This window comes from Flavitalea antarctica, assembly GCF_054461535.1.
Window position 1 is genome coordinate 60246 of sequence record NZ_JBTLQG010000004.1, and the last position, 20647, is coordinate 80892.

The 20647-nt window shown below is 44.5% G+C and carries 20 protein-coding genes; 9 read left to right on the forward strand and 11 right to left on the reverse strand.

The window, feature by feature from the left end; all coding sequences use genetic code 11:
* Nucleotides 1-9 precede the first annotated feature (9 nt).
* Nucleotides 10-2895 carry a leucine--tRNA ligase gene (locus ACX0G7_RS06110; protein WP_458922547.1) on the reverse strand — a complete coding sequence of 962 codons (2886 nt, stop codon included), beginning with the start codon at nt 2893-2895 and terminating at the stop codon, nt 10-12.
* Between the two features lie 165 nt (nt 2896-3060).
* Between ACX0G7_RS06110 and ACX0G7_RS06115 the strand changes: the two genes are divergently transcribed.
* The 5 genes from ACX0G7_RS06115 (at nt 3061) to ACX0G7_RS06135 (ending at nt 7487) form a co-directional block, all read left to right on the forward strand.
* On the forward strand, nt 3061-3945 hold the full coding sequence (locus tag ACX0G7_RS06115) for a cell division protein FtsX (protein ID WP_458922548.1): 885 nt from the start codon (nt 3061-3063) through the stop codon (nt 3943-3945).
* A gap of 53 nt (nt 3946-3998) precedes the next feature.
* Nucleotides 3999-4253 carry a DUF3098 domain-containing protein gene (locus tag ACX0G7_RS06120; protein ID WP_458922549.1) on the forward strand — a complete coding sequence of 85 codons (255 nt, stop codon included), beginning with the start codon at nt 3999-4001 and terminating at the stop codon, nt 4251-4253.
* A 107-nt stretch (nt 4254-4360) separates the two neighbouring features.
* A complete protein-coding gene (locus ACX0G7_RS06125; protein ID WP_458922550.1) occupies nt 4361-5146 on the forward strand; it encodes an undecaprenyl-diphosphate phosphatase in 786 nt (261 codons plus the stop codon).
* 106 nt (nt 5147-5252) lie between these two features.
* Entirely contained in the window at nt 5253-6569 is a 1317-nt protein-coding gene (locus ACX0G7_RS06130) for an MFS transporter (RefSeq protein WP_458922551.1), read from the forward strand.
* Nucleotides 6570-6575: 6 nt separating this feature from the next.
* Nucleotides 6576-7487, forward strand: coding sequence for an MBL fold metallo-hydrolase (locus ACX0G7_RS06135; protein WP_458922552.1), 912 nt, complete (start codon nt 6576-6578; stop codon nt 7485-7487).
* Nucleotides 7488-7557: 70 nt separating this feature from the next.
* Here the strand turns inward: ACX0G7_RS06135 and ACX0G7_RS06140 are convergent, their stop codons facing one another.
* Nucleotides 7558-8355, reverse strand: a complete 798-nt coding sequence (locus ACX0G7_RS06140; RefSeq protein ID WP_458922553.1) for a DUF3108 domain-containing protein — start codon at nt 8353-8355, stop codon at nt 7558-7560.
* 59 nt (nt 8356-8414) lie between these two features.
* The gene (locus ACX0G7_RS06145) at nt 8415-9464 is read right to left on the reverse strand and encodes a lysylphosphatidylglycerol synthase domain-containing protein (RefSeq protein WP_458922554.1); all 1050 of its coding nucleotides are present in this window, start codon (nt 9462-9464) and stop codon (nt 8415-8417) included.
* A 38-nt stretch (nt 9465-9502) separates the two neighbouring features.
* Here ACX0G7_RS06145 and ruvC point away from each other — a divergent pair, with 38 nt between their 5' ends.
* Nucleotides 9503-10069 carry a crossover junction endodeoxyribonuclease RuvC gene (gene ruvC / locus ACX0G7_RS06150; RefSeq protein ID WP_458922555.1) on the forward strand — a complete coding sequence of 189 codons (567 nt, stop codon included), beginning with the start codon at nt 9503-9505 and terminating at the stop codon, nt 10067-10069.
* 59 nt (nt 10070-10128) lie between these two features.
* Here the strand turns inward: ruvC and ACX0G7_RS06155 are convergent, their stop codons facing one another.
* From ACX0G7_RS06155 to rsmA, 4 genes are all read right to left on the reverse strand, one after another.
* Nucleotides 10129-10536 carry an HIT family protein gene (locus tag ACX0G7_RS06155; RefSeq protein ID WP_458922556.1) on the reverse strand — a complete coding sequence of 136 codons (408 nt, stop codon included), beginning with the start codon at nt 10534-10536 and terminating at the stop codon, nt 10129-10131.
* Nucleotides 10537-10590: 54 nt separating this feature from the next.
* Nucleotides 10591-11064 (reverse strand): transcription elongation factor GreA, encoded by a 474-nt coding sequence (greA, locus tag ACX0G7_RS06160; RefSeq protein WP_458922557.1) that lies wholly within the window; start codon nt 11062-11064, stop codon nt 10591-10593.
* A 228-nt stretch (nt 11065-11292) separates the two neighbouring features.
* On the reverse strand, nt 11293-12219 hold the full coding sequence (locus ACX0G7_RS06165) for an NAD(P)-dependent oxidoreductase (protein WP_458922558.1): 927 nt from the start codon (nt 12217-12219) through the stop codon (nt 11293-11295).
* A gap of 3 nt (nt 12220-12222) precedes the next feature.
* Nucleotides 12223-12975, reverse strand: coding sequence for a 16S rRNA (adenine(1518)-N(6)/adenine(1519)-N(6))-dimethyltransferase RsmA (gene rsmA / locus ACX0G7_RS06170; protein ID WP_458922559.1), 753 nt, complete (start codon nt 12973-12975; stop codon nt 12223-12225).
* 98 nt (nt 12976-13073) lie between these two features.
* Between rsmA and pdxA the strand changes: the two genes are divergently transcribed.
* Complete coding sequence (gene pdxA, locus ACX0G7_RS06175; RefSeq protein WP_458922560.1) at nt 13074-14171, forward strand: 4-hydroxythreonine-4-phosphate dehydrogenase PdxA; 1098 nt, start codon at nt 13074-13076, stop codon at nt 14169-14171.
* A 23-nt stretch (nt 14172-14194) separates the two neighbouring features.
* Here the strand turns inward: pdxA and ACX0G7_RS06180 are convergent, their stop codons facing one another.
* Entirely contained in the window at nt 14195-14917 is a 723-nt protein-coding gene (locus ACX0G7_RS06180; protein WP_458922561.1) for a LolA family protein, read from the reverse strand.
* A 181-nt stretch (nt 14918-15098) separates the two neighbouring features.
* A complete protein-coding gene (locus ACX0G7_RS06185; RefSeq protein ID WP_458922562.1) occupies nt 15099-16061 on the reverse strand; it encodes a hydroxypyruvate isomerase family protein in 963 nt (320 codons plus the stop codon).
* 133 nt (nt 16062-16194) lie between these two features.
* Here ACX0G7_RS06185 and ACX0G7_RS06190 point away from each other — a divergent pair, with 133 nt between their 5' ends.
* Together ACX0G7_RS06190 and ACX0G7_RS06195 are read left to right on the forward strand one after the other, a co-directional pair.
* A complete protein-coding gene (locus tag ACX0G7_RS06190; RefSeq protein WP_458922563.1) occupies nt 16195-17154 on the forward strand; it encodes a formylglycine-generating enzyme family protein in 960 nt (319 codons plus the stop codon).
* Between the two features lie 46 nt (nt 17155-17200).
* On the forward strand, nt 17201-18535 hold the full coding sequence (locus ACX0G7_RS06195) for a Gfo/Idh/MocA family protein (protein WP_458922564.1): 1335 nt from the start codon (nt 17201-17203) through the stop codon (nt 18533-18535).
* 110 nt (nt 18536-18645) lie between these two features.
* Here the strand turns inward: ACX0G7_RS06195 and ACX0G7_RS06200 are convergent, their stop codons facing one another.
* On the reverse strand, nt 18646-19485 hold the full coding sequence (locus ACX0G7_RS06200; RefSeq protein ID WP_458922565.1) for an ABC transporter permease: 840 nt from the start codon (nt 19483-19485) through the stop codon (nt 18646-18648).
* The gene (locus ACX0G7_RS06205; protein ID WP_458922566.1) at nt 19463-20398 is read right to left on the reverse strand and encodes an ABC transporter ATP-binding protein; all 936 of its coding nucleotides are present in this window, start codon (nt 20396-20398) and stop codon (nt 19463-19465) included. Before ACX0G7_RS06205 ends, ACX0G7_RS06200 begins: the two co-directional genes overlap by 23 nt.
* Nucleotides 20399-20647: the final 249 nt, after the last annotated feature.

The following is a 20647-nucleotide window of genomic DNA, read 5'->3' on the forward strand; positions in this document are numbered from 1 at the left end:
GTACCTCGTTTAGACGACCACGTTGATCATCTTGTTTTTAACGTAGATAATCTTTTTATGGCTCTTGCCTTCAAGCCACTTATTGACGATATCGTTTTTAAGAACAATTTCTTCAACATCATTTTGTGAGGCGTCAAGAGCAATATTGATATTTGTCCTGACCTTGCCATTGATCGACACCGGGTACTCTTTCGCCGACTCAACTACATGTTTCGGATCAAATACCGGGAATGATGCATCAAGTATATTCTTGTTTCCTAACAGCTGCCACAGCTCCTCGCTGATATGAGGTGCATAGGGCGTGAGCAGGATCAGGAGCTTTTCAAGTATCTCTTTTTTATGACTCTTGAGTTCGTGTAGTTCATTCACACAGACCATGAATGCACTAACAGCAGTATTGAAGGAAAATCGCTCTGTATCTTCTTCGATCTTCTTAATTGTACGGTGCAGGACCTTCAACTCCGCTGGTGTTGGCGCCTCATTCTTCCAGATCTGGCCTTTTGTTTCATCATAAAACAGTCGCCATAATTTTTTAAGAAAGCGGTGTACCCCTTCAATACCCTTCGTATCCCACGGTTTACTCATTTCGACCGGGCCAAGAAACATTTCATACATACGGAAAGTGTCCGCACCATACCTGGTTACCAGGTCGTCCGGGTTAACCGTGTTAAACTTCGACTTAGACATCTTCTCCACTTCTACGCCACAGATATATTTTCCATTTTCAAGGATGAAATAAGCATCTGCATAATTGTGCCGGGTTTTCCTGGCGGCGTTGATATTTAATTCTACTCCGTCAACTGCATTAACATCTACATGTATGGGGCTGATGGAAATAACATCTGTTTCCGAAACAGCAGATATATCTACATCCTGTCTTTTAAGTTCAGCCACCAGTTCTTCCACGGAAAGCTCTTCGCCGGTGAAACGGTCAGCAATGCCTTTGCTGAGATAGACTTCGCGATCCAGGACCGGAGTGTTGGTTTCATGAAGGGTAATGTTAAGTCTGTACAGGAAGCGGCTGCTGCCCTGTATCATTCCCTGGTTCACCAGCTTCTTAAATGGCTCATCATGACCGATATGACCCAGGTCATAGAGAACCTTCGTCCACATCCGGCTATAAAGCAGGTGGCCCACAGCATGTTCCGTACCTCCGATATAAATATCCACCTGGCCCCAGTAGTCCGTTGCCGAACGGCTTGCAAACGCTGATTCGTTATGGGGATCCATATACCTTAAGAAATACCAGGAAGATCCTGCATACCCCGGCATTGTATTGGTTTCGAGATTTTTAGCCGTCCATTCCGGTAAGTTTGCCAGCGGTCCCTCACCTTCCGGGCCGGCTGAGTATTTTTCAACTTTTGGCAACTCAAGCGGCAATTCTGATTCATCAAGCGGATATGCAATACCATTGATCCATTTAATGGGAAAAGGCTCACCCCAGTAACGCTGACGGCTAAACGCAGCGTCCCGCATCCTGTAATTGACTTTTCGCTGACCAATGCCTTTTTCTTCAATTTTTTCCAGCACTACGTTGATGGCATCGCGCATCACCATCCCATCCAGAAAATAACTGTTATGAAGAATCGCGTCCTTGGTAGGATTTGCTTCAAGCCCGTTGTATGCCTCACCGATAATGTTTGTGACGGGTATATCGTAATGATGAGCGAATTTATGATCGCGCTCATCCCCGCAGGGAACTGCCATTATCGCACCGGTACCATAACCGGCAAGTACATATTCAGAGATCCAGACAGGTATCGGCTGGTTATTAAACGGATTCAGAACATAAGCTCCAGTGAAGCAACCCGAGATCTTTTTCTCAGCCATCCTTTCCCTTTCGCTTCGGCTTTTTACATAATCAAGATATTCCTGGACTGCATCCAGTTGTTCCGGCATAGTGAGCATATCCACCATTTCGTGTTCAGGTGCAATCACCATAAAATCTACCCCGAAGATGGTATCTGGCCTCGTCGTATATACTTTCAAAAAGGCTCCCTGTAAACCCTGCACCTGGAAATCAATTTCAGCACCATAACTTTTGCCGATCCAGTTGGTCTGCATTTCCTTCATGGCATCGCTGAATTCGACCGTTTCAAGTCCCTGCAACAAACGGTCTGCATATTCAGTGATCCGGAGATACCATTGTCTCAGTTTTTTCTTGACCACCGGGTAGCCGCCGCGTTCACTGACTCCGTTTACAACTTCATCATTCGCAAGCACTGTGCCCAATGCTTCACACCAGTTTACTTCTCCATATCCGCAATAGGCAAGGCGGTAATTCATTAATATATCCTGCTGCTCTGATTCATCCAAACGCTTCCAATCGTCCTTCCCGAACCGGATGCTGCTATCACCCGGGCAGGGATGCGCAGCATTACCTTCCTGTGCGAAGGTCTCAATCAATGATTCTATTGATTCAGCTCTCCTGGTATTGCGGTTATAAAAAGACTTGAACAGTTGGAGGAAGATCCACTGCGTCCATTTATAATAGCCGGGTTCACTGGTATTGACCTGTCTCTCCCAATCAAACGAAAACCCCATCTTATCCAGCTGCCTGCGGAAATTTTCAATATTTTTTGCAGTACTTTCTGCCGGGTGCACACCATGCTCTATCGCATATTGCTCTGCCGGCAACCCGAATGCATCATAACCCATCGGGTGCAAAACATTAAAGCCCCTCGTTCTTTTGTACCTGGAGAAAATGTCGCTTGCGATATAACCCAGGGGATGCCCCACGTGCAGACCGGCCCCACTCGGATAGGGAAACATGTCAAGTACGTAAAACTTCGGTTTCGCCGGCTGTCCCGGCGATGGGTTGAGAACCCTGTAAGCATTATCAGTCTTCCACTTATCCTGCCATTTCTGTTCTATACTTCTGAAGTTATATTCCATGTATCAGTGCTGATGCGTTGTTAAAAAGTTAAAAACCTTTTTTTTGTTGAAATTTTTGTAGCCTTCCTGCCGTTAAGGAGGGGGCAAATTTATGCAAAGTGGCGTTAAAACCGTTAATTTTGCGCCAGCCCGAAATTACTAACCAATATTATTAAAGATTTCTCTATGGCTCAATTCGGAAAGGCATCCGCCAAGCGTTCCAAGCCGTCGTATTTTATGGCGATCCTGGGCGTTACTATTGTTTTGTTTTTTGTTGGCATATTTGGATGGTTATTTCTGAATGCTCAGATGTATGTAAAGAAACTTAAGGAAGACGTCACTCTCCAGGTTTATCTCCGCAAAACAGCCAGCCAGCCCGATATTGACTCGCTCAGGGCATATATCTCTGCCAAACCTTATACCAAAACCGTCGAATATATCGATAAAGAAAAAGCAAAGGAAAAATGGCTCGCTTCAAACGATGAAAAAAGTGAAAATTTTGATGCCCTGGTAACGGACAACCCGCTCCCCGCCTCTATCGACTTCAATCTCAACAATAACTACGTTCATAAGGACACGATTGCAAACATAAAGGCTGACCTCGAGCAAAAAACGCTGATCGTTGAAAGCGTTAATTATCCATCGGCCCTGGTAGAGAAGATGGGTCCGTCCATGCGATGGATCCTGATTGGCCTTGTGGTGCTTGCCTGCATTTTCTCGCTGTTCTCTATAATACTGATAGATAATACCATTAAGCTGGCGATGTACAGTAACCGGTTTTTGATAAAGACCATGCAGATGGTGGGCGCGACCCGCAGTTTTATCTCACGCCCGCTGAACACCAGGGCAGTGATCAACGGATCAATAGCTGCCCTGATAGCCATTGCCATGATTTATGGGTTGATCATTCTTTTTGAGAGTTTTGTACCGGATCTGAAGGATCTACGCAACAACAGCAGCCTCCTGCTTGTATTTTTGCTCCTTTTTATACTTGGCATCGGTATTACGATGTTCAGCACACACCGAAGCGTGGTGAAATACCTGAGGATGAAGCTGGATGACCTTTACTGATAGCGAAGGGTCGGGATCAATTTTTTGCTATATTGCAGCCTCAATTTCAGATTATGATCGAAAAAAAGCAGCCCGCAAATGTCACCAATGACAATTTGTTCGGCAGGGAGAATTACATCTGGATAATCGCCGGGATTGTTAGTATAGCATTGGGATTAGTCCTGATGGCCGGTGGAAAAAGTGAGGATCCGAATGTATTTGATCCTAAAGAAGTTTATAGTAAAACGAGGATTACCATTGCGCCCATACTTATCTTACTTGGTCTTGCACTGGAAATTTTCGCGATTTTCAGAAAACCCAAAAATTAAGCTTACATAGAACGATAGTTGCCGGTTACAAAATTTGACTAATATCAGATTTTTGAACCGGTTTTTTATTACCCCCCGTTTAGTTACCCAAAAGCAACTTTCATCACATGGATATTTTACAAGCTGTTATCATTGCCATCGTAGAAGGTCTCACAGAATTTTTACCTGTTTCTTCCACCGGTCATATGATCATCGCGAGCAGTCTTATGGGAATCGAGAAAGAGGAGTTTACCAAGCTCTTTACTGTTGCCATACAGTTGGGTGCGATCATGGCTGTAGTGCTGCTATACTGGCGTAAGTTTTTTGAATTCACAAAATGGAAATTTTATCTCAAACTTATTGTCGCTGTTATCCCTGCAATCATCCTGGGTCTGCTTTTTTCTGATAAGATCGATGCATTGCTCGAAAGTCCGACCACTGTTGGCATCACGCTGATCCTTGGCGGAATAGTGCTGCTGTTTATTGACAGATTTTTTCAGAAAGCCATTGTTGACGAGGAGTCGGAGATCACCTTCGGGAAATCGTTCATCATCGGCATGTGGCAATGTATTGCGATGGTGCCTGGTGTCAGCCGGAGTGCGGCAACCATTATCGGGGGGATGCAGCAGGGACTGACCCGTAAGCTTGCCGCCGAGTTTTCCTTTTTTGTTGCTGTTCCAACGATGGCTGCGGCTACCGGTTACAAACTTTTGAAGGGTTATGAATCGTTTACCAGTGAACATGTCAAACTTCTTGCTATTGGCAACGTGGTGGCGTTCATAGTGGCCATCATTGCCATCCGGTTTTTTATCGGCTTTCTTCAAAAATATGGCTTCCGGATGTTTGGCTGGTACCGCATTGTTGCCGGTATCATTTTGCTTATACTGATCTGGAGAGGTATAATCGTTGAGTAGCTGTAGCATTACTTCGCGAAAGGCGGTTGCACATCCAGCTGAATACTGCAGCTAAACGCTGTTCGATGAATAAGGAAATACCCGATATTTGGCTTTAATCACATACATGCAAACTGCTTCCAAGAAAGTTATCAATGGCTGGGCAATGTACGATTGGGCTAACTCAGTCTACAACCTGGTAATTACCACCACCTTTTTCCCGATATACTTTGCTGCTGCAACCAGGGATCATTTCGGAACTGAAAAGATTCCCTTTATGAATCGCCAGTATGTAAACTCGGCTTTATATGATTACGCGCTTGCAGGCGCCTATCTTATCATTGCACTATTGTATCCGATACTGACCTCCATCAGCGATACAAGGGGGAACAAAAAGCAATTCATGCAGTTTTTCTGCTACCTGGGTGCTATCTCGTGTTGCTGTTTATATTTTTTCGATGGCTCGAACGTAGAATTCGGGGTGCTGATCTTCATACTTGCTGCCATAGGCTATTCGGGCAGCCTGGTTTTTTATAACTCTTACCTGCCGGAAATCGCAGCAGAAGAGGATCGTGACCGCATCAGTGCCCGCGGTTATTCACTTGGCTATGTGGGCAGTGTCTTATTGCAGATCGTTGGATTTGCGCTGGTACTAAGTTTGCCTTCGGCGGCACTTGCAACGCGGATTACATTCCTGCTGGTAGGAGTCTGGTGGATAGGTTTTGCACAGTTTGCTTTCCGGGTGCTGCCGGTTCAACAGATATACAACGACAAGGTCAAAGGAAACATATTCAAGGACGGCTTCAAAGAGATAAGGAAAGTGTATCTGCAGGTAAAACAAATGCCTGTGTTGAAGCGGTTTCTCAGGGGTTTTTTTTTCTACAGTATGGGTGTGCAAACAGTTATGCTCGCGGCCACGCTGTTCGGCAGCAAAGTGCTCGGCCTTAGTGATACAAAACTCATCGTCACGGTTGTGATTATTCAGCTCGTTGCAATTCTCGGGGCCTGGAGCATGTCGCGATTGTCGGGCATTTACGGAAATTTCCGGGTGCTCATCGGGGTTATATTCTTCTGGATTTTTGTTTGCCTCGCTGCCTACTATGCCGCTTCTCTCAAAGAACAGGGCCAGGATCCTGAATATTATTTTTATGGGCTTGCTATTTGTGTTGGGCTGGTTATGGGAGGCATTCAGTCACTCAGCAGATCAACTTTCGCAAAACTGATGCCTGAGACAAAGGACACCGCTTCATTCTTTTGTTATTACGATTTTACTGAAAAGCTTGCGATCGCTGTCGGCATTCTCAGCTTCGGATTAATCGAAGAACTTACCCATGCAAATGGGGGGATGAAAAATTCGATTTTATCCCTGATCGTATTTTTTGTGATAGGACTTATTTTCCTTTATTCTGCACTGAGGAAGCAAAACCAATTAAAGTTATCCTGACTTCACATGCAACTATATACCATCGATACCGGGTATTTCAAGCTTGATGGAGGTGCCATGTTTGGAGTGGTACCCAAATCCATCTGGAACCGTCTTCAGCCGGCAGATGAAAAAAATCTTTGCACCTGGGCGATGCGATGCCTGTTGATTGAGGATAATAACCGGCTGATCCTGGTCGACACCGGTATCGGGAATAAGCAGGATGAAAAGTTTTTTTCTCATTATTATCTCCATGGTGAAGCCACACTCGAAAAAAGCCTGGCCAGACATGGCTTTCACCCGGGAGACATTACTGATGTGTTCCTGACCCACATGCATTTTGACCATGTCGGCGGAAGTATTGTAAGGATAGGAGATAAACTCCTCCCTGCTTTTCCAAACGCGGTTTACTGGAGCAACCAGAAACATTGGGACCATGCCATCAAACCCAATGCACGCGAAAAGGCAAGTTTCCTGGCAGAGAACATCATACCTATACAGCAAAGTGGGCAACTGAAGTTCATCGATTATCCAGCTGTAAATAGCGGGACCGCCAGGGGCGGCCAGGCGGAGAGCGGTGCACACCCCGCAGGAACATATCAAACGGAATTATTGAAGTTTACGGAAAACATTTCGATCAGAACGGTCTATGGACATACAGAAAGCATGATGTTGCCACAAATTAATTATGATAACCGGACCGTAGTTTATATGGCCGACCTACTGCCCGGGATGTGTCACCTGCCGTTACCGTATATTATGGCCTATGACATCGAACCCCTGAAAACCCTCAGTGAAAAAGAACTTTTCCTTAAGGAGGCGGCAGAAAAGAATTATGTCCTGTTCTTTGAACACGATACAAAGTTTGAATGCTGCACGGTACATCAAACTGAAAAGGGAATCAGGGAAAAAGAAATTTTCCGCCTGGAAGATCTTTGAGAATTGCAATTGAGTAATGCAGGTTCCTGGTTGACTGATGACGGCTTATGCTGAGAACGGCTACTCACCTCTAACGTACACTGATAAGCGAACTGAGCGGATGGCGACGGCCATTGAATCCAATCATGTCTACCTTAACGCTTCCGACTGAGATCGGACTCTCTATCCTTACAGGTACGTGGTTCGGATCATCACTAACCCAGACCGTCATTTTTTCGCCGCCTTCGAAGATGGTCCCTTTAACCAGGAGAGGCTTAAATTTTATAGCCCGAAACTTTCCATATTTGGTCTTAACTGTTTCTTTCCCCATGTAGCGGATATACATGTTGAATATTTCCTTATCAAGAAACATCTGGAATGGGATCTTATCCCCGGGCTTATATTTATTGAAATCTATATTTCTTGCATACATAATTGAACTCAGTACGTCCTGGATACATGCCGGTATCTTGAAAACACCGGAATTGGTTATAGCCGTGTTAGTGCTTTTGTTAAACGTTACTTCTTCATATTTTTTATAGCCGCCTTCATCAATATTGCGGATAAATTTATAAGGCTGAAGCGTTGCAGTGTCTATATAGGTTTCATAGCGGTCCCTCACCCGGAAAAATTTATCGTAGAAGGGATAGGTCTTTCCTTCACCCACAACATGGTAAACTGGTTTCCTGTTTAAGATCTCAACAGTGGTTTTGAAAGTTGCTTCGCCAGCACCAATATTGGCGGCTGATAAGCTATAAAATACCTTGAATGTTATTGTTTCACCGACACCAAATGCTGTGTTCCGAAGTTCACAAAAACCATTTTGCGCCGCGAGCGGAAAAGTGAGTATTGAAAGAAAAACAAAAGAAACCGTTTTTAATAAATTCATTAACGACAATATTCTGTAAAAAAATTGAAAGTTCGTATACAAATAGGATGAACTGATTATTATGGGTTTGTATTGTTTTGGCCAGACTGATAATTAGTGATTTTGATCCCTAAAATTAACAAACTACCTATCAGTGCCGGGATAACCAGGTTAATCAGCCAGATAGTCAGGGAGGTTGCCAGTATCCCGACCACATTACTGCTAAAAAACTGTACCAATTCTATGCTTGCCTTTGCACGAATACCCAGATCAGTAAGAAAGGCGACAGTTGGCGCGATTGCGAGTACGATAAACATCACACTGATAACCCAGAGACACTCCCACCAGTTAACGTTTACTTCAAATACATCAAACAACAGATAATACTGCATAACAAAAACAATATACCGCAAGAATGATAATAACAGTATACGTGCAAGCATTGTAGTATTAAACTCATCTAAAACTTTAACATATCGCACATACTTTTCAATAAACGAAATCCTTTCAAGTCCCCTCACCAGCCACTCCAGCCTGAAATAAAATACGGTCAGCATTATCCCGCATGCTATCGAAACATATAGTACGAGTTGTAACCAGAACAATACAGAACCGGGATCAGGTAATTGGTCACGAATATGTTCTTTCAGAAATATCAAACCGCCAACCCCGGCAACTATCGTTATGAGCAGTTGTGCCATACTGCAAACGATGGTCAGCGAGATGGCCTGGAGCCGTCTGCCCTCCGGGATATATAATATCCTTCCGAAATATTCCCCGATACGGTTTGGAGTAAAGAATGCCATGGTGGTGCCCGTGAACACGGCTTTGAATGAACGGACAAAAGAGATATGGCTGAGACTCCGCAGCGACAGTTGCCATTTCCTGGCTTCTATGCCCCAATTGAAAAACATCAGCATAACTACCAGGCACATTTTAACGAGCCCATCACTTCTCAATGATGCTAAAATCTGTTCAAACGATTGCTGCCAGCTTGGTTGATTCTGAACCTGGTGATATATGGAGACTGCCAGAATGCAAAAGACCACCGGTCCCAGAACATACTTGATTATTAATTTGATATTTTTGCTCAGTTCAGCCAATTGTGCCGCAAAATAAAGCAAGTTCATTCAAGGCCACAACAGGCATAAAAATAACAAGTACTATTTTGGAGAAACCTGCTAAAGTTATATTAGGTGTTGATCCGGGCACTGTGGTAATGGGTTACGGCGTGATTTCAGTGACTAATAACAAACCGCTGCTGCTTGAGATGAGCATTTTAAAATTAAGTGCAAAGCTTGATCAGTATCAGCGGTTGGAGGCAATCCATCACAAAATTTCAGAATTGATAAACCATTTCCATCCGGACTGCTTCGCCATCGAAGCTCCTTTTTTTGGAAAGAATGTACAAAGTATGCTGAAGCTTGGTCGTGCCCAGGGCGTAGCAATCGCTGCAGCAATTGCAGCAGGGCTGGAAGTATCTGAATATTCTCCAAAAAAAGTAAAACAATCTGTAACGGGCAATGGAAATGCAGATAAGGACCAGGTCTGGAAGATGCTGCAACATATTTTGCAGATACAACACTTTGATCTCAAATACCTCGATTCTTCAGATGCCCTTGCCGTTGCCGTTTGCCATCATTTCCAGGATAATCCATTAATGAAGAAGAATTCAGCGAAAGTTAAAAGCTGGGAAGATTTCGCGTTAAAAAATCCGGATAAAATAAGAAAATAATGATAGGTTATGAATTATGAAAGCATATAAGAGTTGCCCTATAATTCATAACCCATCTTTTATAATTTATCTGCACTATTTAAATTCGACAGGATTGCCTCCTGCGCTTCCTTCATCTGCTCTTTGGTACGGCTGATCTTTGGGCGCGTGAAATTCAGATCATCGGCCGAATTGATAGGAACAAGATGAAGATGTGCATGTGGCACCTCGAGCCCGATCACGGCTATACCACAACGTTTACAATCAAACGATTTCTCGATCGCAGCGGCAATAGGTTTAGCAAAAACCAGCAGCTGGGAGAGATATTCATCAGAAAGGTCAAACAACTTATCTGTTTCGGTTTTGGGCACTACTAATGTGTGTCCGGGCACCAATGGTGAAATATCAAGAAATGCAAAGAAAAGGTCGTTTTCTGCAATCTTATATGATGGAATCTCGCCTGAAATTATTTTTGAAAAAAGACTCATGATTGGGGCCCGTTACAGGGGTCAGATCAGGATTTGCCCCTGCCTTTTGAAGTATTAAACAAAAATGTCTTCTATCTTGAACTTCAGCATCCCAGCCGGAACCTCCACATCTACCACGTCCCCGGCTTCTTTACCGAGCAGACCCTGCCCTATAGGGGAGGTGATCGAAATCTTTGATTGCTTCAGATCTGCCTCCATCTCCGAAACAATCTGGTAAGTGACCTGTTTTTTGGTCTTCAGGTTGGTGATTTTCACCTTGGTCATAATGGAAACCTTGCTTGTATCAACATTCTCTGCAACCAGCACCCTCGCACTGGCTACATCACCCTCCAGTTTCTTGATCCGGGCTTCGAGCAAACCCTGCGATTCCTTTGCTGCATCATATTCAGCATTTTCCTTAAGGTCACCTTTTTCACGGGCCTCCGCGATGGCGGCAGCAGCCGCGGGACGAGCTACTGTTCTCATCCTGGTGAGCTCCTCCTTCATTTGTTCAAGTGTTTCTTTTGAGACGTACAAAACACTGCTCATGTTAACCTCCTTGGTTTTACGGGAGAGTTACCAGTAGATTTATGGCAAGCTCTTCCGGTATTAAAAAAAAAGAACAACGCCCCAGTTTAGCTGAAGCGTTGCATTATTTATGATGTAAAAGTACCTGACTTATGTTGTAAAGGTAGCTTTTTTTTCAATTCGCAACTTCGTAAAATATTAAAAAACCTAATACTATTGGTTCAAAATTCGTACCCAGTTCCCTCAAAATCAATAAATACCCAATTTCTTAAGAACCACCTCTGCCATCTTGTAAAAGGCCTCGTTCGAATAACCTGCTATATGCGGAGTGATGACTACGGAAGGGAGAGCAAGGAGCGAGTTGAGCTGCTCTTTCTCGGCTTCTGTATAGGTCTCAAACTTCTCATTTTCAAGGACATCCAGCCCAGCGCCAGAAATATTGCCTGCTTCCAGCGCCCTTAGCATTGCCGCCGTATCATGCACTTTCCCCCTGCAGGTATTGAGGAATACTGGTTTTTTCTGGAGACTGCCGAAAAACTCATCGTTGGCATAATGGAAGGTTTCATCGGTAAGGGGCAGATGAAGGCTGACAACATCCGCATACCGGCAGACCTGTTCCAGGTTGGCCTCTCTTACGTAATCACGGGCAAAGCCAAATTTGTATTTATCGTGAGCCAGCACCGTAACCCTGAAGGGCGCCAGCAGGCTTGCAAAAGCGCTGCCGGTATGGCCATACCCGATTATTCCCACTGTTTTTCCGGTAAGTTCTGTCCCCCGGTTTGCTGCCCGGATCCATTTGCCCTGCCGCACTTCCTGGTAACTGCTGTTTATCCTGTTCAGTATATTAAGCAATAAACCCAGTGCGTGTTCGCCGACCGCCAGGCAGTTACCTTCCGGGCTGCTCACACAGACGATTCCTTTTTTCGCTGCATAATCAGTATCGATCAGTTCCATCCCGCTCCCAAGGCGACCGATCCATTTCAGTCCCGGCGCCTTATCGATCAGATTTTTATCTATCCTCAGCCTGGTTGTAACAATCAGGCCAGTAACATCTTTTATCTCATTTTCAAGTTCGCTGTAGGTGATATTATTATTAACAATAACCGTATACCCTTTTTCTGTTAGCGTATTTTCAAGGTATGGATGCGAACTGGCAGTGATGATTACTTTTTCCACCAATTATCTCATTTTAAAAGTTAAGGCTGCGAAATCAGCTACGCTGAGCTGTTCCGCCCGCAGGTTGAAAATTGGTTCAGCAATTATTTCAGCATCAAACAATGACTTCACCGCGTTCCTGAGCGTTTTCCGGCGTTGACTAAACGCAGTTTTAACCAGCACGAAAAATGCACCTTCGGATTTCATCGGCACCTGTTCGGCCAGGGGAACCAGCCGGATCACTGCGCTTTTCACTTTAGGAGGGGGCGTAAAACTGTTCTCATCTACTTCAAACAGGTATTCGACCGAATAGAACCCTTGCATAAGCACGCTGATAACGCCATAAACCTTTGACCCCGGTCCCGAGGCAATCCTTTGGGCCACCTCTTTCTGAAACATGCCTACAACACATTCAACGTTTTCTTTCCATTCAAGCACCTTGAAAAGGATCTGCGAGGAAATATTGTAGGGAAAATTCCCGATCACAGTGAACCGGTCTTCAAAAGGCTGAGCAGTGTCCAGGAAACTCTCATGAATAATTTTTCCTTTCAGCCGGGGATAGGTTTTCTCCAGCCACTGCACCTTTTCATCATCGATCTCAACACATTTCAGCTCAATAGCCGGGATTTCCAGGAGGTATTTTGTAAGCGCAGCTCCACCGGGGCCCACCTCGACCAGGCGCTGGAATGGTTTCTCGAGCAGCGTCTGCACAATTTTCCTGCTGATATTTTCATCTTTCAGAAAATGCTGGCCAAGTGATTTTTTAAGTGTGTACATAGATTGATGACGGCAAAAATACCGATTATCGACTGCCTTTCCTCAAATGTCATGTTTAACCTGAAGTGCCGTATCTTAGCAATCCGAAATAATAGTCAATGAATCCTCAACATCAACGGCCGGTAATAGGTATATCCATAGGTGATCTGAATGGCATAGGCCCTGAAATAGTCATAAAAGCTTTTTCGGACGCCCGGATGCTTGAGTTATGTACTCCGGTTATTTTTGCTTCCAATAAACTGATCAATTTTTATCGCAAGTCGGTACCCGAAGTAAACCTGAACTACCAGATAATAAAAGATTTCTCCAAGATCAGCCACAAACAGATTCATATTTTCCAGGTCTGGGAGGAGGAAATTGCCATAACACCAGGCCAGCTGACTGACATTGGGGGAAAATATGCGGTGAAGTCATTGGTAGCGGCGGTGCAGGCGCTGAAGGAAAACAAGATCCACGGATTGGTTACTGCACCCATCCATAAGAAAAATACGCAGTCGTCCGAATTTGATTTCACCGGCCACACTCCATACCTGAAAAGTATATATGGAGTAAATGATGTAGTGATGTTAATGACTTCACAGAATTTCAGGATCGCACTTTTAACCGAACATATACCTATTGCCGAGGTAGCCAGGTACGTTACCCGCGAAGCGATAATTTCCAAACTGAATCTTGTGAATCAATCATTGATCAGGGACTTTGGTATTGATAAGCCGAAGATTGCTGTCCTGGGACTTAACCCTCATGCCGGTGATGAAGGGCTGATAGGAAGAGAAGAAGAGGAAATTATCAAGCCTGCGATCAAAGAAGCAAAACACAATATGCTGGTGATGGGACCTTTTAGTGCAGACGCGTTTTTCGCGCGTGGACATCACGAAAAATTTGATGCAGTACTGGCTATGTATCATGACCAGGGCCTGATCCCTTTTAAATCATTTGCAATTGGTGAAGGTGTAAACTTTACTGCAGGAATCCAGGGGGTCAGAACTTCTCCAGACCACGGCACTGCTCATGATATTGCGGGCAAAAACAAAGCGGATGCTTCTTCATTCATCACGGCCATTTACGAGTGTATTGATATCATCAACCGGAGACAGGAATATTCTGATAACCGACGTAACCCGTTAAAGAAGATGACTTCGGTGATACTTGCCAACGCAGTTGATGAAGCGATCGCAGAAAATAATGAAAGTTGATTCAATCATAATTTTTCAGCGGCCTATTTGAAGGTATCATTCGCGACCCCTTTGTTGATCACGTAACTGGTATAACTTATCTCAACCTTTCCTTTCTGGTTTTCTGTCTTGTCATTGATAACTGGTTTCTCGCCCGTATCGTAATCGAAAGCAAGACCCTTAGGAAGTTTATAATTTGAAGTATTAAACAGGAAAACCACCTTGTCTGGCAGGCCCCAGCTTGTGAACTTTCCATAACTCATCTCAATTTCATAGGTCCCGGATTCTTTTGTAGTGGTGATTGCCTTTCTTACGAGGGCAGACTTCTCATCAACATACAAGGTAGACACTACTACATCTGACTTCTCATCAAGCGGAAGCAATTTGATCACTGATAATTCCTGGCCCTGGAACGTTGTTTTACCTGCTGATACTGAAGTAAACTGACCATTACCTGCAAAAAGGCTGTTGACATTGATGCTCATCCCACCCTTGGGGACTATCGAAATGCCATCCTGCTTTTTGATCTTGAACTTGTCCGGATTTTTGTAATAGACCGTGATTTCGGACCGCGGAACCTTCATGAAAGAAACATTTGTAATAAGGATTCCCTGGGCCTGGTAATCCTTTACCATATTCAGTTTATCCCGTACCCGCTGCACAAGCGCCTCCGCCTCCTGCGAGTAGGCCACAGGAGAACCGAATATTACGGACAATAGAATTATTAAAAATGAAACGCCGGTATTTAACCTGATTTTCGCCCCCATAGTCTAAACTTATTCAAATTCACCAGGCATAATCTTAATTCCACCATTCACCTGGTCACACTCACAACAACGATAATTGAGGTTGATGGTTCAAACAAAATGGTGAATTGTGAATATTATACCATTCACAATTCACCACTGTCAGTTTATCCATTCAAAAATTTTGACGTCCACCAGATGCTTACAGGAAACTATCTGATTCCCGGTATGCTTTGATCAGCGCAAGTTCACCTTCTTTTCCAGGTTTTGAATTTCCGTGCTCCATGCCCATCACCCCTTTGTAGCCCTTCGCATGGATGTGCTTGAAAATATTCTTGTAGTTCATTTCTCCCGTGGTCGGCTCCTTTCTTCCGGGATTGTCACCTACCTGGAAATAACCTATCTCGTCCCACGTCCGGTCTATGTTTCTGATGATGTCACCCTCGTTCCTTTGCATATGATACATGTCGAACAGGAATTTGCAGGAAGGACTGCCAACGGCCTTGCAGATCATGTAGGTCTGATCAGAATGACGAAGGAACAGATCAGGGTTGTCGCTCAGTGCCTCCAGGACCATAATGAGACCTGCGGGCTCAAGTATGTCACTACCTATTCTCAGCGCTTTTATCACGTTGGCAGTCTGGAAATCCATAGACAAACTCCTGTCAAAATTACCAGGCACGACCGTTACTTCCCTTGCGTTACATCTCTTCGCCACTTCAATGGCCAGCTTGCAGTCTTTGGACATCTTATCGATCCATTCCTGCTTGCCTGTTGCCAGCGTTGTTTTCCAGTGCCATTGATCGCTTGTAACAACAAAAACACCCATCTTCATACCCAGTTTGGCAAGCGTATCGCCAATCTTTTTCTGTTCTTCAACCGGCCTGCCCATCATTCCATTGTCCTCAATTGACCGGAACCCCATTTCATGGGCGAATTTAATCTGGTCAATAAAATCTTTACCGGCATGTGCTTCAAACATTCCCTGGTGAAAGCCATAATTGAGATTGAAGGGCTTTTCTGCAAGTGGTTTTTCGGCAGCTTCTTTATCGGTTGCATCGTGTGATGATGTATCCGAACGTTTGGTTTCAGCGAGCAGGCTGCCTGAACCAAGTATTCCTGCGCCGGCGAGCATCGTTTTTAGCATGAACTTTCTGCGTTCCATCGGAGAATTATTTTAGGCTTTAAATGTAGTGACAATCTGTTGTTGAACGCCAACAATTTTGTAGAGGGAGATTTCTTAAACTTTTCTCTTTCTGCAATTATTTCCTAACTTGTCGCTCTCCAAAAAGAATTCAGTGAAAAAGACAGGAATATTGCTTGCCCTCCTTGCCGGAATTAATATCGTAAACGCACAGGTCAAGCCAACCGAGTTTAAACCTTATGAACAATCAATCACAGGCACAGCTGTTAAATTCAACCTTGTTCCGATTCCCGCAGGAAGTTTCACCATGGGTAGCCCGGCTACCGAGAAGGGTCGCAAGCCTGATGAAGGTTCCCAGGTGGAAGTGACAGTAGATGCATTCTGGATGGGTACACACGAAGTTACGCACGATGAATTTCTCGTGTATTTTGACGATGATAATACAAGCCGGAACGATGATGTTGATGCGGTGACCCGGCCGACTGCACAGTATATTGACCTGAGTTGGGGAATGGGAAAACAGGGTGGATTTCCTGCCAATAGTATGTCACAGCATACAGCAATGATGTATTGCCATTGGCTTTACATGAAGACTGGGGTGTTTTATCGCCTTCCGACCGAAGCTGAATGGGAATATGCCTGCCGCGCAGGGACCAAAACCGCCTGGTATTTTGGGGATGATCCAAAGCAGATTGGTGACTATGCCTGGTTCGCGGGCAACAGCAACGAAAAATACCAGAAAGTCGGACAAAAGAAGCCAAATGCGTGGGGTTTGTTCGATATGATGGGAAATGTCAGCGAATGGACGCTCGATCAATACATGCCTGACTATTTTCAGAAAATAGCAGCTAACCCGGTGAATCCGCGCATCCCTCCAGCCACGAAATACCCTAAGACCGTAAGGGGTGGAGGGTATCTGGACCAACCAGTGGCTCTGCGCAGTGCGGCCAGGAATAAATCCGAGCCCGCCTGGAACAAACGTGATCCGCAGATACCTAAAAGCAAATGGTGGCTCACAGATGGTATGTCTGTAGGTTTCAGGGTGGTAAGCCCCTTAAAACAACCTACGGCTGAGGAGGCAAAAGCTTATTATAGTCAGTATATTTCTTTGTAACTTACTTCCGGTTTTATTTTATAATCAAAGATCAAAACACCAGATCATGCACAACGATAGCAAACCATCAAGAAGAGATTTTGTTAAACAATCTTCGCTGCTTGCGGGAGGTATAATAGCCGCTCCCCTCATGTCAGGAGCGAATTATTTTTCGGGTTCAGACGATGTTATTAAAGTTGCGGTTGTCGGCTGCGGTGGCCGCGGCACAGGGGCAGCAATGCAGGCCTTATTATCGAAACAAAATGTAAAGATCGTGGCGATGGCCGATGCTTTCCGCGATCGTCTTGATAACTGTTACAAAAGGCTAACGGCAGAGGACATGTCTGATTCGGGAGTCAAAGGCAATCTTAAAGCAAAGGTTGATGTTCCAGAAGAGAGAAAATTTGTTGGTTTTGATGGTTATGAAAAAGCAATTAAACTCGCTGATGTTGTGATCCTGGCTACGCCTCCGGGTTTCCGTCCAATTCATTTCGAAGAGGCGATCAAACAAAATAAACATGTCTTCATGGAAAAGCCGGTAGCTACTGACCCCGCCGGAGTCCAGAAGGTTTTGGAAATAGCAAAACTCGCAAAAGATAAAAAGCTCAACGTGGTTGTTGGTCTACAGCGCCACTACCAGAACTCATACCGTGAATTGTACAAACGTAAAGAAATGATCGGTGACATCACGTCTGCACAGGCATGGTGGAACAATGATGGAGTATGGGTAAGAAAACGTCAGCCACAGCAAACCGAAATGGAATACCAGATGAGAAACTGGTATTATTTCAACTGGCTTTGCGGTGATCATATCACTGAACAGCATATTCACAATATTGACGTGGTGAACTGGTTTAAAGGTTCATATCCGATCAAAGCACAGGGTATGGGTGGCCGTGAAGTCAGGAAAGGAAACGACTATGGTGAGATCTTTGATCATCACTATGTGGAATTCGAATATGCAGATGGTTCTATTCTGAACAGCCAATGCCGTCATATACCGGGAACCATGAGTAAGGTTGATGAATTGCTGATGGGTACCAAGGGTGTTATCAGGGCAGGAGAAGCCAATATAAAGGACCATAAAGGCAAGGTCTTATACCAGTTCGACAAGAAAGCAGAAAACGACGCATACCAGTCTGAACATGATGAACTTTTTGCAGCGATAGCTAAAGGCGAATACAAATTCGCTGATGCTGAAAATGGCGCAAAAAGTACAATGACATCTGTCCTGGGAAGAATGGCCACTTACAGCGGACGTGTAGTTGAATGGGATAAGGCAATCAATTCCGGCATCAACCTTCAGCCAGACAAATATGCATGGGATGCAATGCCAAAGACTGTTCCAAACAGTGAGGGTCAGTACCTGGTTGCCATACCGGGTAAAACCAAGTTTGCATAATAAACATGCCGGGTCTAAAGGCCTTGTGAACTGGATAAATAATTTGATCTTTCATTATAAACATCGGGTACGTCACCCGATGTTTTTTTTATTTTAAACCGAAGCCTAAGCTAGGAGAGAATGTCTTTTCGCTTAAAGATTACGATCGAAGCGCTGACAAACAGGACGATGTGAAACAAGAGTATGGCAGCCGACTTCATCACACTGGGATAATTTACGGGGTCATCAAAAAATCCTTTCCAGCCCAACATATGTGAAGTAAAAAGAAACGGCTTGAATGTATTAAAGAGCGGGAGATCCATTGTTGTGAGAATAGTAAATACAATGACGATGCTCATGGTGGTTACAATTGGTCCGATAGAATTTTCAGCAAACAGGGAGAGTAAAAATGAAAGTGCCGCAACGGTTGTCATAGCTATTGCCGCAAACCCAAACGCTGCAAAATAACGCCACATCACATCAGACTTATCGAGAATAAAAATCTGTGTACTCTTAAAGATCATCAGGTCGCTTGTTCCAAACACAAGTATTGAAAAAACAAGGGAAAGCAGTGCCATCCACAAAAGTAACATGAGGGTATAGATCATGGTGGCGAAAAACTTGCTCATGATTATTCCTTCCCGGCTGATCGGTTTGCTTAATAAAAGCCTCAATGTACCAAGGTTCGCTTCCCCGGCTATCATATCTCCTCCTATCAATGCGATCAACAGCGGTACATGGATCAGCAGAGTTTGCAAAATCACAAAACAGATCAGGTAACCATTAAGGATTTGTCCATCAATATCAAACGTATTATTGAGACCCTGCAGCATAAACTGGACATAGGTTTCTCCGTCCGCGTAGAACGCAAGCTGGATCAGTAATACTATTGCCGCTATTGCCCCGAATGAAATATAGGTCCTGGGTCTTTTGAAGATCTTGAATAACTCAATTTGCAAAAGCGTCCACATGCTGGTTTGCTGTTGTTAATGATAAAAAATAATCCTCCAATGAATGTTTTGCCTGGAGCGAAATGATGTCTACGTTAATGCTGACCAGGTAGTTCGCCAGCTTTGGTATCTGTGTTTTTTCGACCTGGAACTTTATTGTTGATCCCGAATACGATTTAAGATTCGGTGCATAAGGACCTGACTTCAACAAAGTGACCGCATGGGAGACATCGTTGGTTTCAAGTTCAACGAGCGTCTTTGAAGGGTCAAACAGCTCAGCAACACTTCCTTCCGCTTTACTGGTTCCCTTATCTATGATCAGCATCCGGCTGGCAACCATTTCAATTTCAGTCAGCAGGTGTGACGATACAACTATCGTTTTTCCAAGATTCCGGCTGAGATGGAGTATCAGGTTCCTGACATCTGCAATCCCCTGGGGATCCAGACCATTGGTTGGCTCATCAAGGATGATCAACTCCGGATCATGAACAAGTGCTACGGCAATGCCAAGCCGCTGCTTCATGCCCTGCGAGAAGGTTTTTACTTTGGAATCTGCGCGGTCCCGGATACCTACCAGTTCCAGCTGTTCCATCAGCTGAAGTTTCGAAGGCTTAACCCCACTCATTTTTGCAAACAGCGCGAGATTCTCGAAGGCGGTAAGGTATTTGTACAGATCCGGCCTTTCAATCACCGCGCCGGTCTTTTGCAAAATGTGCCGGCGATTTCCTGCCAGTTCTTTTCCGAATATACGGATGGTTCCGGCGGTCGGGCGGATCAGCGTCAGCAACATCCGTATAGTTGTTGATTTGCCGGCTCCGTTCTGACCCAAAAACCCATAAACGTCGCCCCGTTCTACTGTGAATGACAGATCATCCACCGCCCGGATGTCCCTGAAATGTTTACTTAAGTGATTTACTTCTATGATTGCAGACATAATATATAGACCCTCATAACGATATCCTTGAATAGCTGGCCTTTGCAGTTCAGCAGCCTCATTACTTCTACCCTGAAAATAGCCACCTTTTGTTAAAATAGCCGCCGGCCAGGATAAAAGTTGGATGTGGTACTTGCATAAGCCAGAACCGCGGATTATATTTGTTTCATTCTCCCCCGATCCTTAGACAATACCATCAGCCATCATCTTTTCGAAAGCCTCCCCCGATCCGGAACACGTTTGATTAAC

Coding starts and splice junctions, on each gene's coding strand:
- ACX0G7_RS06110 (WP_458922547.1), bottom strand. CDS start 2,895: ATGGAATATAACTTCAGAAGTATAGAACAGAAATGGCAGGATAAGTGG.
- ACX0G7_RS06115 (WP_458922548.1), top strand. CDS start 3,061: ATGGCTCAATTCGGAAAGGCATCCGCCAAGCGTTCCAAGCCGTCGTAT.
- ACX0G7_RS06120 (WP_458922549.1), top strand. CDS start 3,999: ATGATCGAAAAAAAGCAGCCCGCAAATGTCACCAATGACAATTTGTTC.
- ACX0G7_RS06125 (WP_458922550.1), top strand. CDS start 4,361: ATGGATATTTTACAAGCTGTTATCATTGCCATCGTAGAAGGTCTCACA.
- ACX0G7_RS06130 (WP_458922551.1), top strand. CDS start 5,253: ATGCAAACTGCTTCCAAGAAAGTTATCAATGGCTGGGCAATGTACGAT.
- ACX0G7_RS06135 (WP_458922552.1), top strand. CDS start 6,576: ATGCAACTATATACCATCGATACCGGGTATTTCAAGCTTGATGGAGGT.
- ACX0G7_RS06140 (WP_458922553.1), bottom strand. CDS start 8,355: ATGAATTTATTAAAAACGGTTTCTTTTGTTTTTCTTTCAATACTCACT.
- ACX0G7_RS06145 (WP_458922554.1), bottom strand. CDS start 9,464: ATGAACTTGCTTTATTTTGCGGCACAATTGGCTGAACTGAGCAAAAAT.
- ACX0G7_RS06155 (WP_458922556.1), bottom strand. CDS start 10,536: ATGAGTCTTTTTTCAAAAATAATTTCAGGCGAGATTCCATCATATAAG.
- greA (WP_458922557.1), bottom strand. CDS start 11,064: ATGAGCAGTGTTTTGTACGTCTCAAAAGAAACACTTGAACAAATGAAG.
- rsmA (WP_458922559.1), bottom strand. CDS start 12,975: ATGTACACACTTAAAAAATCACTTGGCCAGCATTTTCTGAAAGATGAA.
- pdxA (WP_458922560.1), top strand. CDS start 13,074: ATGAATCCTCAACATCAACGGCCGGTAATAGGTATATCCATAGGTGAT.
- ACX0G7_RS06180 (WP_458922561.1), bottom strand. CDS start 14,917: ATGGGGGCGAAAATCAGGTTAAATACCGGCGTTTCATTTTTAATAATT.
- ACX0G7_RS06185 (WP_458922562.1), bottom strand. CDS start 16,061: ATGGAACGCAGAAAGTTCATGCTAAAAACGATGCTCGCCGGCGCAGGA.
- ACX0G7_RS06195 (WP_458922564.1), top strand. CDS start 17,201: ATGCACAACGATAGCAAACCATCAAGAAGAGATTTTGTTAAACAATCT.
- ACX0G7_RS06200 (WP_458922565.1), bottom strand. CDS start 19,485: ATGTGGACGCTTTTGCAAATTGAGTTATTCAAGATCTTCAAAAGACCC.
- ACX0G7_RS06205 (WP_458922566.1), bottom strand. CDS start 20,398: ATGTCTGCAATCATAGAAGTAAATCACTTAAGTAAACATTTCAGGGAC.